The organism is Haloferax sp. Atlit-12N, assembly GCF_003383095.1.
Taxonomy (GTDB): Archaea; Halobacteriota; Halobacteria; order Halobacteriales; family Haloferacaceae; genus Haloferax.
The window spans coordinates 1-439 of record NZ_PSYW01000100.1 but is presented as its reverse complement, the minus strand read 5'-3'; the positions used below and the strand labels follow the sequence as shown (position 1 = coordinate 439).

Below are 439 nucleotides of genomic sequence, written 5' to 3'. Positions count from 1 at the left end.
CGACGGCGCCGAGCGGCCGCGTCAGTCGAAGCCGCGGTCCGCCAGCCGCGCGCGCCACGCCTCGTCGACCCGCCCCTCCGCGACCAGCTTCTCGACGTGCGCGACGACCGTCGCCCGGGCGAGGTCCCGCACGCCGGTGAGGTCTTTTTCGTAGGCGGCGTCGACGACCGACTCGACGTCCGTCGCGCCGGCGTCGATCGCGGCGGTCACGTCGCGCTCGCGGTCGAGCCGGTGGTCGATCAGCCGCTGACAGGTCGCCTGGGGATCGTCGATCGGCGGCCCGTGCCCGGGGAGCAAGCGACCGTAGCCGGCGTCGCGGACCCGTTCGAGGCTCGCGAGGTACGCGGACAGGTCGCCCTCGGGCGCGGCGACCGCGACGCTCCCCTCGGCGACGGCGAGGTCGCCGCAGCACAGCACCGCGCGCCCGGGGGCGTCGGGG

General features: G+C 77.0%; 1 pseudogene. It reads right to left on the bottom strand.

Annotated elements, in window-relative coordinates:
* Positions 1-21 precede the first annotated feature (21 nt).
* Positions 22-439, bottom strand: a pseudogene (locus C5B90_RS20200) (MBL fold metallo-hydrolase); the annotation flags it as partial.